15 protein-coding genes are annotated in these 12,764 nt (G+C 67.1%); 4 read left to right on the plus strand and 11 right to left on the minus strand.

The features are described 5' to 3' along the window. The first annotated feature begins 47 nt into the window (after nt 1-47). Complete coding sequence (locus G5S42_RS27835; RefSeq protein WP_176109677.1) at nt 48-1,031, plus strand: transcriptional regulator GcvA; 984 nt, start codon at nt 48-50, stop codon at nt 1,029-1,031. A gap of 27 nt (nt 1,032-1,058) precedes the next feature. On the opposite strand, the gene G5S42_RS27840 is transcribed toward G5S42_RS27835, so the two are convergent. The 10 genes from G5S42_RS27840 to G5S42_RS27885 all read right to left on the minus strand — a co-directional run bounded on the left by G5S42_RS27840 (nt 1,059) and on the right by G5S42_RS27885 (nt 9,840). Beyond that, on the minus strand, nt 1,059-1,328 hold the full coding sequence (locus G5S42_RS27840; protein WP_013088246.1) for a DUF493 family protein: 270 nt from the start codon (nt 1,326-1,328) through the stop codon (nt 1,059-1,061). After that, nucleotides 1,300-2,259, minus strand: coding sequence for a D-amino acid aminotransferase (locus tag G5S42_RS27845; protein WP_176109678.1), 960 nt, complete (start codon nt 2,257-2,259; stop codon nt 1,300-1,302). Before G5S42_RS27845 ends, G5S42_RS27840 begins: the two co-directional genes overlap by 29 nt. 13 nt (nt 2,260-2,272) lie before the next feature. Beyond that, nucleotides 2,273-3,502, minus strand: a complete 1,230-nt coding sequence (locus tag G5S42_RS27850) for a D-alanyl-D-alanine carboxypeptidase family protein (protein WP_176109679.1) — start codon at nt 3,500-3,502, stop codon at nt 2,273-2,275. Nucleotides 3,503-3,824: 322 nt separating this feature from the next. Further along, nucleotides 3,825-4,469 (minus strand): alpha/beta hydrolase, encoded by a 645-nt coding sequence (locus G5S42_RS27855; protein WP_176109680.1) that lies wholly within the window; start codon nt 4,467-4,469, stop codon nt 3,825-3,827. Nucleotides 4,470-4,501: 32 nt separating this feature from the next. Then, a complete protein-coding gene (locus tag G5S42_RS27860) occupies nt 4,502-4,825 on the minus strand; it encodes a (2Fe-2S) ferredoxin domain-containing protein (RefSeq protein ID WP_176109681.1) in 324 nt (107 codons plus the stop codon). Between the two features lie 136 nt (nt 4,826-4,961). Then, nucleotides 4,962-6,119, minus strand: coding sequence for a VanZ family protein (locus tag G5S42_RS27865; protein WP_176109682.1), 1,158 nt, complete (start codon nt 6,117-6,119; stop codon nt 4,962-4,964). 31 nt (nt 6,120-6,150) lie between these two features. Next, nucleotides 6,151-6,777 (minus strand): ABC-type transport auxiliary lipoprotein family protein, encoded by a 627-nt coding sequence (locus tag G5S42_RS27870; RefSeq protein WP_176109683.1) that lies wholly within the window; start codon nt 6,775-6,777, stop codon nt 6,151-6,153. A gap of 30 nt (nt 6,778-6,807) precedes the next feature. Next, nucleotides 6,808-7,785 carry an MlaD family protein gene (locus G5S42_RS27875; RefSeq protein ID WP_176109684.1) on the minus strand — a complete coding sequence of 326 codons (978 nt, stop codon included), beginning with the start codon at nt 7,783-7,785 and terminating at the stop codon, nt 6,808-6,810. Nucleotides 7,786-7,831: 46 nt separating this feature from the next. Further along, nucleotides 7,832-8,710 carry an ABC transporter ATP-binding protein gene (locus tag G5S42_RS27880; protein ID WP_176109685.1) on the minus strand — a complete coding sequence of 293 codons (879 nt, stop codon included), beginning with the start codon at nt 8,708-8,710 and terminating at the stop codon, nt 7,832-7,834. Next, nucleotides 8,707-9,840, minus strand: a complete 1,134-nt coding sequence (locus G5S42_RS27885) for an MlaE family ABC transporter permease (protein WP_176109686.1) — start codon at nt 9,838-9,840, stop codon at nt 8,707-8,709. The genes G5S42_RS27880 and G5S42_RS27885 overlap by 4 nt, the downstream gene beginning before the upstream one ends. A gap of 148 nt (nt 9,841-9,988) precedes the next feature. Between G5S42_RS27885 and G5S42_RS27890 the strand changes: the two genes are divergently transcribed. The 3 genes from G5S42_RS27890 (at nt 9,989) to G5S42_RS27900 (ending at nt 12,081) form a co-directional block, all read left to right on the plus strand. Continuing rightward, entirely contained in the window at nt 9,989-10,927 is a 939-nt protein-coding gene (locus tag G5S42_RS27890) for a biotin--[acetyl-CoA-carboxylase] ligase (RefSeq protein WP_176109687.1), read from the plus strand. Next, nucleotides 10,924-11,763: a type III pantothenate kinase gene (locus G5S42_RS27895; RefSeq protein WP_176109688.1), complete on the plus strand. Its 840-nt coding sequence runs from the start codon at nt 10,924-10,926 to the stop codon at nt 11,761-11,763. The genes G5S42_RS27890 and G5S42_RS27895 overlap by 4 nt, the downstream gene beginning before the upstream one ends. Before the next feature lie 78 nt (nt 11,764-11,841). Then, nucleotides 11,842-12,081: a hypothetical protein gene (locus G5S42_RS27900; RefSeq protein ID WP_176109689.1), complete on the plus strand. Its 240-nt coding sequence runs from the start codon at nt 11,842-11,844 to the stop codon at nt 12,079-12,081. A 68-nt stretch (nt 12,082-12,149) separates the two neighbouring features. On the opposite strand, the gene rfaE2 is transcribed toward G5S42_RS27900, so the two are convergent. Then, complete coding sequence (gene rfaE2, locus G5S42_RS27905) at nt 12,150-12,632, minus strand: D-glycero-beta-D-manno-heptose 1-phosphate adenylyltransferase (RefSeq protein ID WP_176109690.1); 483 nt, start codon at nt 12,630-12,632, stop codon at nt 12,150-12,152. Nucleotides 12,633-12,764: the final 132 nt, after the last annotated feature.

Genomic DNA, 12,764 nt, shown 5'->3' on the forward strand with positions numbered 1-12,764 from the left:
ACTTGGGCAAAACGATCAATTTTCACGTCTATGTGAGAAATATTGCGATGGACCTGCGTCAACTCCCCGCTCTGAACGCGATCAAGGCGTTCGAAGCCGCCGCCCGCCACGAGAGCTTTTCGCGCGCCGCCGACGAGCTCTTCGTCACGCACGGCGCGGTCAGCCACCAGATCCGCGGGCTCGAAGCCGAGCTCGGCGTGTCGCTGTTTGCGCGTGACGGCAAGCGCGTGCGCCTCACCGAGACCGGCCGCCGCTACGCCACCCAGGTGCGCGCCGCGCTGATGGAGCTCGCCGACGCGACCCGCGCGATCCGCGCCGGCGACCGCGAGCGGCGCCTCGTGATATCGATGCTGTCGTCGTTCGCGGCGCGCTGGGTGACGCCGCGCATCGGCAGCTTTATCGAGGCGCATCCGCAGTGGGATCTCGAGCTGCTGACCACCAACGCGCTGACGGACTTCGCGCGCGACGACGTCGACGTGGCGATCCGTTTCGGCTTCGGCAAATATCCGGGACTGCACGCCGAGTTGCTTCTCGACGAGATTTTCTTCCCGGCCTGCTCGCCCAACTTCAACGGCGGCAAGCTGCCGCAAACCCCGGCCGATCTCGCCAAAGTCCCGCTGCTGCGCTCCGACGACGAGCTATGGCGCCCGTGGTTCGACGCCGCCGGCCTCACCGACTGGCCGGAGCCGAAACGCGGCGTGCTGTATCAGGATTCGTCGAATCTGCTGCAGGCGGCGGTCGACGGCCAGGGGGTTGCGCTCACGCGCCGCTCGCTCGCGATGCACGAAATCGCAGCAGGCCGGCTCGTGCGGCTATTCGATGTGGATGGGCCCAGCCCGTGGCAATACTATCTGGTCTGCCTCCCGCAGACGCTGGAGACCGCGCGGGTCAAGGCGTTTCGCGACTGGGTGTTCGACGAGGTGGCGCGCTTCAGGCAGCTGTTCGATCTCGCCTGCGCGGCGGGGCCTGAGGCGTGTGCGCGCCTGGTAGGGGAGCCAACGCCGGCGGACGCGTTGCGCGTCGCGCCGTGAGGCGAGAAATCGCGTGTGGCGTGTTGGTTACAGCACGACCTTGACCATCGGGTGCCCGGTCAGCGCGCGATAGATATCGTCGAGATGCGCGCGGCTCGTCGCGCGCACGTGGACGGTCAGCCCCGTGTAGGTGCCGCTGCTCGACGGCCGCGTCTCGACGCGCGACGCATCGACCTCGCTATCGAACTCGCGCACCACTTCGACGATCGTCGCGGCAAACTCGGGGTGCGATTTGCCCATGATCTTGATCGGGAAATCGCAGGGGAATTCAAACAGTGAGTCGTTCTCGGGATTCATTCTCTACTCCTTCTTCCGCCGCGGCGGCTTCGGCCGCCTTGGCTCGCTGATACGCCGCATACAGCGCCGCAAACACCGCGCCCGGCTGGCCCGCGCCGACCGGCGCGCCGTCGAGCCGCGTGACCGGCAGCACTTCCTTGGTCGCCGAGCTGACCATGATTTCATCGGCCGCGCGCACTTCGGCCTCGGTGATGTCGCGCGCCTCGAAGCGTATGCCGCATTCGGCCGTCAGCTCCTCGATGAGCCCATAGCGGATTCCTTCGAGAATCTTGTTGCTGCGCGGCGGCGCGACCAGTACGCCATCCTTCACGACCCACACGTTCGACGACGACCCTTCGGTCAGCAAACCATCGCGGAACTGCAGCGTCTCGAAGGCGTCGTTTTCGGCCGCGTGTTGCGCCATCAGCACGTTGCCGAGCAGCGACACCGACTTGATGTCGCAATTGAGCCAGCGACGATCCTCCGCGCTCACGCACGCGACGCCGCTCGCCCGCTGCGCGGCGCCGGGCAGGCTCAGCGCGGTAACCATCACGAACACGGTCGGCTTCACGCTGGCCGGAAACGCGTGAGCGCGCTTCGCGACGCCGCGCGTCACCTGAATGTACGCGATCGCGTCCTGATCGGCACGCAGGCCGCCGTCCGTTTCGTTGGCCTCGACCACCCGCTCGATCAGCTCGCGCCAGCCGGCGTCGTCGAGCGGATTGGCGATGCCGATCTTGCCGACCGAGCGCCCGAGCCGCGCCAGATGCTGCTTCAGACGAAACGCGGTGCGGCGGCCGCTCGCGTGCGCGTACAACGGCGCCACTTCGTAAATGCCGTCGCCGAAAATGAAGCCGCGGTCGAGCACCGGCACGCGCGCTTCGGACAACGGCACCAGTTCGCCGTTCAGATAAACGATCGGCTCCGGCGAAACCTCGCAGACAGCGGTCATTGCGACGTAGCCCTTACTTTTTCTTGTTGAACATCAGCATCAGCGAATCCCATACGCGGCCGACCACACCGGCTTGCGGCACCGGCTGCAGCGCGAGCACCGGGAACTGCGCGAGCACCTTGCCGTCGGCGACGAGCTTGGCGGTGCCGATCTGCTGGCCGTTCGCGATCGGCGCGATCAGCGGATCGTTCAGTTCGATCTGCGGCTTCGCCTTGTCGCCGGCGCCCTTCGGCAGAGTGATGTACTGGTCGCTCTTCACGCCGACCTGCACGCTGTCCTGCGAACCCTTGTAGACGCGCGGCGTGGCCACGACCTGGTTCGCCTTGTACAGACGCGTCGTGTCGTAGGCGGTGTAGCCGTAGTTCAGCATCTTCAGGCTGTCCTGCACGCGGTCGTGTTCCTTGGTCTCGCCCATCATCACCGAGACGAGACGGCGCGACGCGTCCGTCGTGCCGGGCAGCGGACGCTTCGCGCTCGCGATCAGGCAGTAGCCGGCCGCTTGCGTGTGACCAGTCTTCAGACCGTCGACGCTCGGGTCGATCCACAGCAGACGGTTGCGGTTCGGCTGCTTGATCTTGTTGTACGTGAATTCCTTGACCGAGAAGATGTTGTAGTAGTCCGGATAGTCGCGGATCAGGCGCGCCGACAGGATCGCGAGATCGCCCGCGGTCGTGTAGTGCTGCGGGTCGGGCATGCCGTTCACGTCGGCGAAATGCGTGTTCTTCATGCCGAGCTTCTGCGCTTCCTTGTTCATCATGTCGACGAACTGCGCCTCGTTGCCGCCCACCAGTTCGGCGAGCGCGATCGCCGCGTCGTTGCCCGACTGCACGATCATGCCGTACACGAGGTCGTGCACGGTCACCGGCTTGAGCGCCTCGATGAACATCCGCGACTCGTCGTTGCGCACGCGCCGCACGGCTTCGCTCGGCTCGATGCTCTGATCCATCGTGATCTTCTTGGTGCCGAGCGCTTCGAACACCAGATACGCGGTCATCAGCTTGGTCAGCGACGCCGGCTCGACGCGTTCGTCGGCATTGGCGGACGCGAGCACCTGGTTGCTGGTCGCATCGACGAGCACCCACGAGCGCGCGTTGACGCCCGGCGGAGGCACCTGCGCGAACGCGGTGCTCGCGACCAGCGTGGCCGGCAGCACGAGGCCGACGGTAATGGCACGGTTGAGCGAAGTGGGAATGAAAGAAGCGACTGACGGGAAAGACGTGCGGCCAGAGGAGGAGAAACGCATAGGGTCGATTGGTGCAGAAAAATACGTTGCGCGACAGGCGCGCGGAGTTGGGGGAGCCGGTCGGCGGGGCATCTGGCCGTAAAACGGCGGGCGCCCGTTGGACTGATGGCGACGCAATCGGTTCGCGAGCACAGCGCTAAGCACCCGGCCGCGCCCTCCCGCGAAATGATTCCGCGGCGCGCGATTCTGCCGGCTGGGCGGCGCTGTGCCCAAAAAAAGAGCGCTCATTATACGCGCGCTACCTGGTCAACTTCGTGCGTGTGTCGTTGATTTGCACACGTTTGCGCGTACCTGTCCCCCGCAAAACGCGTGTCGCGCGGTTTCAGCGCCAGGCGTCGACGATGATGCGCTTCAGGATGTGAAGCTTACGATGCAGAAAGTGCTCGGCGCCCGGAATCACGACGACCGGCAGTTCCTGCGGCCGCGCCCAGTCGAACACGGATTGGATCGGAACGGTCTCGTCGACTTCGCCGTGAATCACGAGCGTGCCTTCGGGCACAGGCGCGACGTCCCAGCGGCTCGCCGCGGTACCGACGAACACGATGCGCTCGATATCCCGGCCTTCCTCGCGCAGCTTCGCCGCGACATGCGACAGCACCACGGTGCCGAACGAAAAGCCCGCGAGTACGAGCGGCAGATCGCCAAAGTCCGGATCGGCCCGCATGTGCTCGAGGACCGCGCACAGATCGTCACGCTCGCCGACGCCCGCGTCGTGTTCGCCCTGAGTCTGGCCGACGCCGCGGAAATTCGACCGGTACGTGACGTAGTTCAGTTGCACGAGCGTGCGCGCGAGTGTCTGCGCGACCTTGTTGTCCATCGTGCCGCCAAACAGCGGATGCGGATGCGCGACGAGCGCAATGCCGCGCGGCGCGGCGCTTTTATCGCGGACGTCGTCGGGCAGGTCCAGCGCGACCTCGATCTTGCCGACCGGGCCGTCGATCAGATACTTCTTCGTGTTGACGTTCATCGGGATGCCTGTGGATCGTTTCGTGGTTCGCGTTATTGATCGATCTTCAGACGCTCGACGACCTTGCCGTTCATGAGATGCGATTCGACGATCTCGTCGATGTCGCTCTCGTCGACGTAGGTGTACCAGACCGCCTCGGGATACACGACGAGCGCCGGGCCCAGTTCGCAGCGATCGAGGCAGCCGGCCTTGTTGATGCGCACCTGGCCGGGACCGGCGAGCCCGAGTTGCTTCACGCGTTTTTTCGCGTACTCCTGCATCGCCTGCGCATTGCAGTTCGCGCAGCTCGGACGCTCGGCGCCGGGGTCGCGTTGATTCAGACAGAAGAAAACGTGGTGCTTGTAAAAGGAATCCATGATGTTCGGGAGGCGAGCCTGAAAGGAAGTGCAATGGCGCAGTCGGCATCCGGTATGCCGAAGCGCCCGTCGTGCGGACGATTATAGCGACCGGGCTGTGCACGCGCCGCGGCCTGGCGGCCGCAGCGCAAGCACGTCAGGCCGGCTTCACGCGCCGCTTCAGCCACGCCCGCTCGACCGCGAACGCGAGCCACACCAGCGCCGCATAGGGCCACATCCACGCGAGCCAACGCGCGAGTCCGTTGAAATGCAGGTAGCGTCCCTGTCTCCAGTCGGCGAGCACCGCGTCGAAATACGGATTCACCGGCAGCAGATTGACGAACACGAGTGCGATGACCAGCGCGACCCCGGCGAGCGTCGCGCGCACGCGCCGCCGCAGCGGCAGCGCGACGAGCGCCGCGACGGTGCCGCACACGAGTCCGGGCAACGCGCCCGGCGTCGCCCAGTCGAACGCGAGGCCCGATTGCGATTGCAGAAACGTCGCGCCGGCCTTCACGCATAAGGTCGCGACGATGAACACGAACAGCAGGCGCACGCGCGGCGCATGACGGCGCATCGGCAGCGACGCGAGCGCGAGCGCCGCAAACAGGTTCAGCGTCGCGATCAGCGCTTCCCATGTGTCGTCGTCCAGCCACGCGGCGGCCGCCGCCGGCCATGTGCCGACCTGCCATGCAGACGGCGTCCACGCGAGCAGCGCGTCCTGGGTGGCTGGATCGACGCTCAGCCACAGCGCGCGCGGCCAGTTGCCGAGGCCGAACAGGCGCGGCGCCGGAAACATCGTCGCGAACGGCCACGCGGCGACGATGCACGCGAGCGTCGCATGGCCGCGCTCGAACCACAGCAGCCGCAGACGCCTGAGCAGGCCGCGATCGAGCAGCGCGCCGGTCAACGGCGACATCATCGCCGCGCCGATTAGCGCGCCGAGCGTGTTGGCCGCAAGGTCGAGATTGGAGGCGACGCGGGTCGGCAGATAGGTCTGCACGGCTTCCATCGTGCCCGACAGCAGGCCGCCCAACACGAACGCGAGCGCGACGGCCAGTGTGCCGCGCCAGCGCGGATACACCGCGAGCACCACCAGCGCGCCGAACGGCATATAGCCGAGCACGTTGGTGACGACGTCGAATGCAGTCAGGTACTGCGGCATCGGATCGAACAGATAGGCGAACGGCGCGATGCCGAGCGAGCGCCACCCCGAGAACGGATACCACGAGCCGTACACGATCAGCGCCGCGTACAGCAGCAGCGCCCGACGTGCCAGCGTCGACGGGCGGCGCAGCCACGGGCGCTCGCTCATGCGGCGCTCCTTTGCGTGCGCTGCCTGCCCGTCATTGCGCGGCGACCAGCGCCTGCGAGCCGAGCCACGCCGTGATCTGCGCGATGAGATCGTCGCTGGCCGCGGCGAGCGCCCGCGCGCCGCCGGCCGCATCCGCCGAATGCGCGGGCGCGTGCGCGACGAAGGTGTGCTGGCCGACCACCTTGCCACCCTGCATCAGCGTGGCGCGCGCGGCGATCGCGCCGTGGCTGTCGGTCGGGCTGGCGAAAACCTGCTCGAACTCGGTCAGATCGATCCGCAGCACCGGCGCGCTCACGCCGTCCGCGCCCGTCAGCACGGTGCCGCGCTCGCTCAGCGCGTTGCGCAGGCGCTGCGTCAGCAGTTGCGACGGCATCATCGTCCAGTGGCTGTTGGCGTAGGCGGCCGTCTGCTGCGCATCGGCGTAGCTCAGCCGATACGTCAGCCGGTCCGATTCGAGCACGGACGGCGCGCTGACCTCGAGCACCTTGACGGCCGCCAGCCGGCTCGCGGCGGCGGCCTGCGGCGGCGGTCCGAAGTCGTAGCGGACGTCCGACACGACCGCGGACGTGCCCGCGCAGCCCGCCGCCAGCACGCCGGACGCGAGCAGCGCCGCGAGCGCGGCGCGCGAGGACAACAGTCGGTGAATCGAGCGTGACATGGGCATCTTCCTCTGTTCTAGCCGGCGAATTTAATGGGCCGCGGGGGCTGCGGGCGCGGCGGCGGCGGGCCACGCGAAGCCGGCCTCGCCCGGACCCGGCGCCGCGCGCGGCGCGCCGAACAGCACGCTGCGCGGATTGGTATTGAAGGTGTCGGCGGCGCGATCGATCGATTGCGCCGCCGAGCGCACGTCCTCGGTCAGCGAATTGACGCGCGGCAGCGTTTCGAAGCCGACCCGCGCGGACAGGTCCTGCAGCGACGTGTTCATCTGCGTGAGCGCATCGCCCGCCTGCTGCGCGGCCGTGCCGACCTTGTTCAGATTGCGCTCGAGGGGTCCGTCCGGACGGTTCAGGCCGGTGATCATCTGGTCGGTCGACGCGAGCGTGTGGTTCAGCTGGTCGATCGTGCCGGGCAGCTTGCTGGCGACCGGCGCCATCTCACGAGTCAGCGTCGCGACGCCCGAAGCCGCCTGCGCGATGCTCGCCGCCGTCTCGTGCAGCTGTTCGACCATTTCCGGCGAGAGCATGTCGTTCACGTTGTCGGTGACTTTTTCGAGCTTGCGCAGCAGCACGTCGCCGCGCTGCTGCAACTGGTCGAACAGACCGGGGCGCATCGGCAATTGCGCGACCTGGTGCGCCGACGAGTGCAGCGGCGTCAGGTCGCGCCCGGTATCGTCGAGCTGGACGAACGCGATGCCGGTCACGCCCTGTAAGCCGAGGCTGCCGAACGTCGAATGCGTGATCGGCGCGTGCTCGTCGACCATGATGCGGATCAGGATCTGCCCGGGATGTGTCGGATCGAACTTGATCGACTGTACGCGGCCGACGTCGAGCCCGCGAAAGCGCACCGCCGCGTCCGCAAAGAGGCCGGTCACGTTGGTGCGCGCGATCAGGTCGTAAGGCACTCGCACGGTGCGGTCGACATTGAACAGATACGCGGCCAGCGCGATCGCCGCCGTCAGCACGACCGTGAAAAGCCCGGCCCAGAACGCATGCGCTTTGTTTTCCATGGTCAGTTTTCCAGGTTCGTAGCGGCCCGCTTGGTGGCGGCCGGCCTCACAGCGACAACTCGGACGACGCCGGCTCGAGCGCCGCCCGCGGCAGCTTCGCGCGACGCTCGGGCGGCAGCGCCTGCAGCGCGCGGCGCCCGCGCAGGCCGAGGAAATATTCGCGGATGAACGGATGGTCGACGCCCGCGGCCTCCTCGACCGGCGCGTTGACGAGCACTTTGCGATCGGCAATCACGGCCACGCGCGTCGACAACGCGACCATCGTATCGAGATCGTGCGTGATCATCACGACCGTCAGACCGAGCGCGCGATGCAGCCCGGAGATCAGCTCGACGAATTCGTCGGACGCCTGCGGATCGAGGCCGGCGGTCGGTTCGTCGAGGAACAGCAGTTCGGGTTCGAGCGCGATCGCGCGCGCGATGCCGACCCGCTTGATCATGCCGCCCGACAGCGCCGACGGCATCTTCGACGCGTGCTTGCACGGCAGCCCGACCATTTCGAGCTTCAGCATCACGATGTCGCGCAGCAGGTCTTCGGGCACCTTGCCGAGCTCGCGCACCGGTTGCGCGACGTTGTCGAACACGGACAGCGACGAGAACAGCGCGCCGCGCTGGAACAGCATGCCGGAGCGGCTGCGCATCAGCAGCGCGGTCTCGGGGGAGATCGTGGCGAGGTCTTCGCCGAACAGCTTGATCGTGCCCCGCGACGGCCGCTCGAGGCCGAGAATCTGCCGCACCAGCGTGGTCTTGCCCGAGCCCGAGCCGCCGACGATTGACACGATCTCGCCGCGCCGCACGTCGAGGCTCAGATGCTGATGCACGATGTTGCGGCCGTAGCGCTTGGTGATGTCGATCACCTCGATCACCGGCTCGGCGATCGACGGTACGGGCTGGCCGCGTACGGCTTCGGTTAGTGGCGCGATCATCCGAGCCCCACGTTCTGAAAGAGGATCGCGAACACCGCGTCCGCGAGAATCACGATGGTGATCGACGTGACCACCGAGGTCGTCGTGCCTTCGCCGAGACTCTGCGAATTGGCCTTGATACGGAAACCGAAATGACAGCCGGCGAGCGCGATCAGCATGCCGAACACCGCGCCCTTGCCAAGGCCGATCCACAGGTTCGCGATCGGCACGACGACGGGCAGCTGCCGCGCGAAGAAGCTCATGTCGATACCGAGCACGAGCTTCGCGGCGAGCGCACCGCCTGTCAACGAGATCACGTTGGTCCACATCACGAGCAGAGGCATCGCGACGGACAGTGCGATCACGCGCGGCAGGATCAGCCGCAGACCGTGCGGGATGCCCATCACGCGCATCGCGTCGAGCTCCTCGGTTACGCGCATCACGCCGATCTGCGCGGTGATCGCCGAGCCCGAGCGGCCCGCCACCAGGATCGCCGACAAGACCGGGCCGAGTTCCCGAATCACCGCGAGGCCGAGAATATTGACGATAAACTGGTTCGCGCCAAAGATGCGCAATTGCTGTGCCGACAGATAGCTCAACACGATGCCGATCAGGAACGCGACGAGCGCAGTGATCGGCAGCGCGCGGGCGCCGGCGTTGTAGATGTTCGCGGAGATTTCGGTCCACGGCGTGAGTTTCGGTTTGCGCAGGATCGCGAGCAGATCGAGCACGAAGCGCCCGAGCATCGTGACACCGCCCTGCATGTGCTCGACGAACGAGAAGATGCCAAGGCCGAGACGCGTGAAGGGATCGAAGCGCGTGACCGGCTCGGCGCTCTCGCGCACCGTGTCGAGCAGCGCGATGCGCTCGAAGATGTCGCGCTGCGTGTCCGTGAGCGCGGTGCCCGGCGGCAATTTGCGGCCCCATACGCGCCACAGGGCCTGGCCGCCGACGTGGTCCATGCTGTCGACGCGCGACAGGTCCCACCCGCCGATGCCCTGCGCGCCGGTCAGCGAACGCAGTTGCGGAATCACGTGCCCGGTGTCGCGATCGCGCGCGAGCGCGAGCGCCGTCCACTGGCCCGAGAGACGGACGATCTTGCCTTGGCTGCCGGCCGCGACTTCGAGGCCGGGCGGAGTGTCGTAGTTCAAGGATCGCGTGAATCTGGTTATCGGATTAGCGGCCATTGTAACGAAGGCTCGGCCGCCCGGTCCGCCAGGATGTGCATCGATCCGCGTCGCCTCCTCGCCGGTCGGCATTCGAGTCCCAGGCGGGTTTGCTGTGGCTACAATACGAGGCATGAATGCCTCCAAGACTCCCGCCTCTCCGCCCGCTGCGGCAAGCGCGGCCGCGGCCTCGTCGTCGGCTTCGGCCGACTGGCGCATCGATCGCGAGCGCGCGGTCAAACTGTTCGGCGCGCATGCGCATGACTGGCCGATCGAAATCGTCGAAGAAACCGGTTCGACCAACGCCGATCTGATGGCCCACATGAAAGCACTACCGCGCCACGCGAACGCGCTGCCGCGGCCGATCGTGCGCGTCGCGTATCTGCAGACCGCCGGGCGTGGCCGTCGTGGCCGGCCGTGGTACGCGGAGCCCGGCAACGCGCTGCTGTTTTCAGTCGCGTGCGTATTGCCGCGCCCGCTCGAAGGGCTCGCGGGCTTGAGCCTCGCGGTGGGCGTCGCGCTCGTCGACGGGCTGCGCTCGCTGCCGGTCGCGGGTCCCGGACAGATCGCGCTGAAGTGGCCGAACGACGTGCTGCTCGAAGGCGACAAGCTCGCCGGCATCCTGATCGAAACCGCGTGGAGCACCGACCACGCGAGCGCGGTCGTGATCGGCATCGGCACCAACGTGAAGGGCGCCGACGAACTCGCGGCGAAGGTCGGCGCGCTGAACGCCGAGGTATCGCCGCAGGCGCGCGGCACCGTGCCGACCGCGTTGCAGCGCGCGCTGCCGAACGCGAATCTGACCGATACGCTGGCCGCCGAATTGAACGCGCTCGAACCGATGCTGCAGCGCTTCGGCGCTGAAGGCTTCGCACCGTTCCAGGCTCGCTGGAACGGAGTGCATGCGTACGCGGGCCGCGATGTGGTGCTGCTCGAGCAGGGTCAAGAACTCGCGCGCGGCGTGGCGGCGGGCGTCGACGAACGCGGCCAGTTGCTGCTCGATACGGCCGAAGGCCGCCGGAGCATCGCGACCGGCGACGTGTCGCTGCGCCTCGCCGACGGTGCCGCATGACGCAGCGCGCGCCTTATCTGCTGATCGACGCGGGCAATAGCCGGATCAAGTGGGCGCTGGTGCAGCCGGACGGGACGCAGTTGGCGAGCGGTGCGCTCGCGCATCACGACATTGCCGGGCCACGCGCGCAATCTGCTTCGCAAACCGGTTGGGCCGACTTGCCAGCGCCCTGCGGCGCGTGGCTCTCCAACGTCGCGGGCACGCAGATCGCGACGCACATCGCCGCGCTCGTCGAAGCGTTCTGGCCACAACTGCCGCTCGCGACGATCCGCGCGAGCGCTCATCAATGCGGCGTGACCAATTGCTATACGACACCGCACTCGCTCGGTAGCGACCGCTGGTGCGGCATGATCGGCGCGCACGCGGCCTTTCCCGGCGAACATCTGCTGCTCGCGACCTTCGGCACCGCGACGACGCTCGAGGCGTTGCGTGCGGACGGCGCGTTTATCGGCGGATTGATTGCGCCGGGCTGGACGCTGATGATGCGCTCGCTCGGTGAGCACACCGCACAACTGCCGACGCTCGACGCCAAGTACGCGCGCGGTCTGCTCGGCGGGGCCGCTACAGCCGACGCGGCACGACGCGGTCCGTTTTTCGCAACGGATACGCCGCGCTCGCTGTCAGCGGGCTGCACGCTGGCGCAGGCCGGACTGATCGAGCGGATGTGGCGGGATCTGCAGGATGAATGGCAAGTGCCGGTGCGTCTCGTGGTCAGCGGCGGCGCCGCCGACGAAGTGGCGAGCGCGCTGAAAGTGCCGCATACTCGCCACGATTCGCTGGTGCTGTCGGGGCTCGCGCTGATCGCCACCGAGGATACGGCGGGCCAAAGCGGCTGAATGCCTGCCAGGCGGGTGCGGCCGAGTTGCGCCCTCACACCCCGCGCTCAACTTCTTTCTGGATTGGAAACACCCACGATGCTTCGCTGGCCGATCGCCATTCTGATTGTTGTCAACGTGCTGGCTTTCGTCGCGCTGCGTGGCGCCTTCGGCGCGATGCCCACCGCCAGCGGACGCGAGCCGAATCATCTGAACCGCCAGATTCATCCGAACTGGCTGAAGGTGCGCCCCGTCAGCGCCGCCGACGCGGCCGATCAGGCAGTGGTCGGCGGACCCGCACCGCAGGCACAGGTTTCGACATCGGAGTTGCCGCAGTGATCGGCCGAGCGACGCGGTCGATTAGACGCTCGGCATTGCGCCACGCGTTCGCGCGGCAACACGCAGCATCAATCCTGCGTGCGCACCTTCTTCAACAGCGCGGTCGTCGAGCGATCGTGCTCGAACGCGATCGCGAGCGCCTTGCCGCCCCAACCGCGCACGAGCGCCGATTCGGGTAGCGCGTCCATGTCGTAGTCGCCGCCCTTCACGAGCACGTCCGGGCGCAGCGCGGAAATCAGCTCGACCGGCGTTTTCTCGCCGAAGCCCACCACGTAGTCGACGCTTTCCAGCGCCGCGAGCAAGGCCATGCGGTCAGCCTCGTTGTTGATCGGCCGGTCGTCGCCTTTGCCGAGCATCCGGACCGATGCATCGCTATTCACACCGACGATCAGGCACGCGCCCAACGCCTTCGCGTCGGCCAGATAGGTGACGTGACCGCGATGCAGGATATCGAACACGCCGTTCGTAAATACGACGGGCGCGCGCAGCGAAGGACGCAGCTTCACCAGGGCATCGCGCGTCAGAATCTTGCGTTCAAAGATGGCGGTCATCGCACGGTCACAGAGTTGGGGAGTTGCGAAGTTGCGGGAAGAGGAATGCCGGGTGCCGCCACGATACATGCTGGGCGGCTCGAAGCAAAACGGTCCGGCAAGCTCACGCCTGCCGGACCGCCATTTGAAACG

Origin of the sequence: Paraburkholderia youngii (assembly GCF_013366925.1) — a bacterium.
Classification (GTDB): domain Bacteria; phylum Pseudomonadota; class Gammaproteobacteria; order Burkholderiales; family Burkholderiaceae; genus Paraburkholderia; species Paraburkholderia youngii.

Coding starts and splice junctions, on each gene's coding strand:
- G5S42_RS27835 (WP_176109677.1), top strand. CDS start 48: ATGGACCTGCGTCAACTCCCCGCTCTGAACGCGATCAAGGCGTTCGAA.
- G5S42_RS27840 (WP_013088246.1), bottom strand. CDS start 1,328: ATGAATCCCGAGAACGACTCACTGTTTGAATTCCCCTGCGATTTCCCG.
- G5S42_RS27865 (WP_176109682.1), bottom strand. CDS start 6,119: ATGAGCGAGCGCCCGTGGCTGCGCCGCCCGTCGACGCTGGCACGTCGG.
- G5S42_RS27860 (WP_176109681.1), bottom strand. CDS start 4,825: ATGGATTCCTTTTACAAGCACCACGTTTTCTTCTGTCTGAATCAACGC.
- G5S42_RS27875 (WP_176109684.1), bottom strand. CDS start 7,785: ATGGAAAACAAAGCGCATGCGTTCTGGGCCGGGCTTTTCACGGTCGTG.
- G5S42_RS27895 (WP_176109688.1), top strand. CDS start 10,924: ATGACGCAGCGCGCGCCTTATCTGCTGATCGACGCGGGCAATAGCCGG.
- G5S42_RS27890 (WP_176109687.1), top strand. CDS start 9,989: ATGAATGCCTCCAAGACTCCCGCCTCTCCGCCCGCTGCGGCAAGCGCG.
- G5S42_RS27850 (WP_176109679.1), bottom strand. CDS start 3,502: ATGCGTTTCTCCTCCTCTGGCCGCACGTCTTTCCCGTCAGTCGCTTCT.
- G5S42_RS27845 (WP_176109678.1), bottom strand. CDS start 2,259: ATGACCGCTGTCTGCGAGGTTTCGCCGGAGCCGATCGTTTATCTGAAC.
- G5S42_RS27880 (WP_176109685.1), bottom strand. CDS start 8,710: ATGATCGCGCCACTAACCGAAGCCGTACGCGGCCAGCCCGTACCGTCG.
- rfaE2 (WP_176109690.1), bottom strand. CDS start 12,632: ATGACCGCCATCTTTGAACGCAAGATTCTGACGCGCGATGCCCTGGTG.
- G5S42_RS27855 (WP_176109680.1), bottom strand. CDS start 4,469: ATGAACGTCAACACGAAGAAGTATCTGATCGACGGCCCGGTCGGCAAG.
- G5S42_RS27900 (WP_176109689.1), top strand. CDS start 11,842: ATGCTTCGCTGGCCGATCGCCATTCTGATTGTTGTCAACGTGCTGGCT.
- G5S42_RS27870 (WP_176109683.1), bottom strand. CDS start 6,777: ATGTCACGCTCGATTCACCGACTGTTGTCCTCGCGCGCCGCGCTCGCG.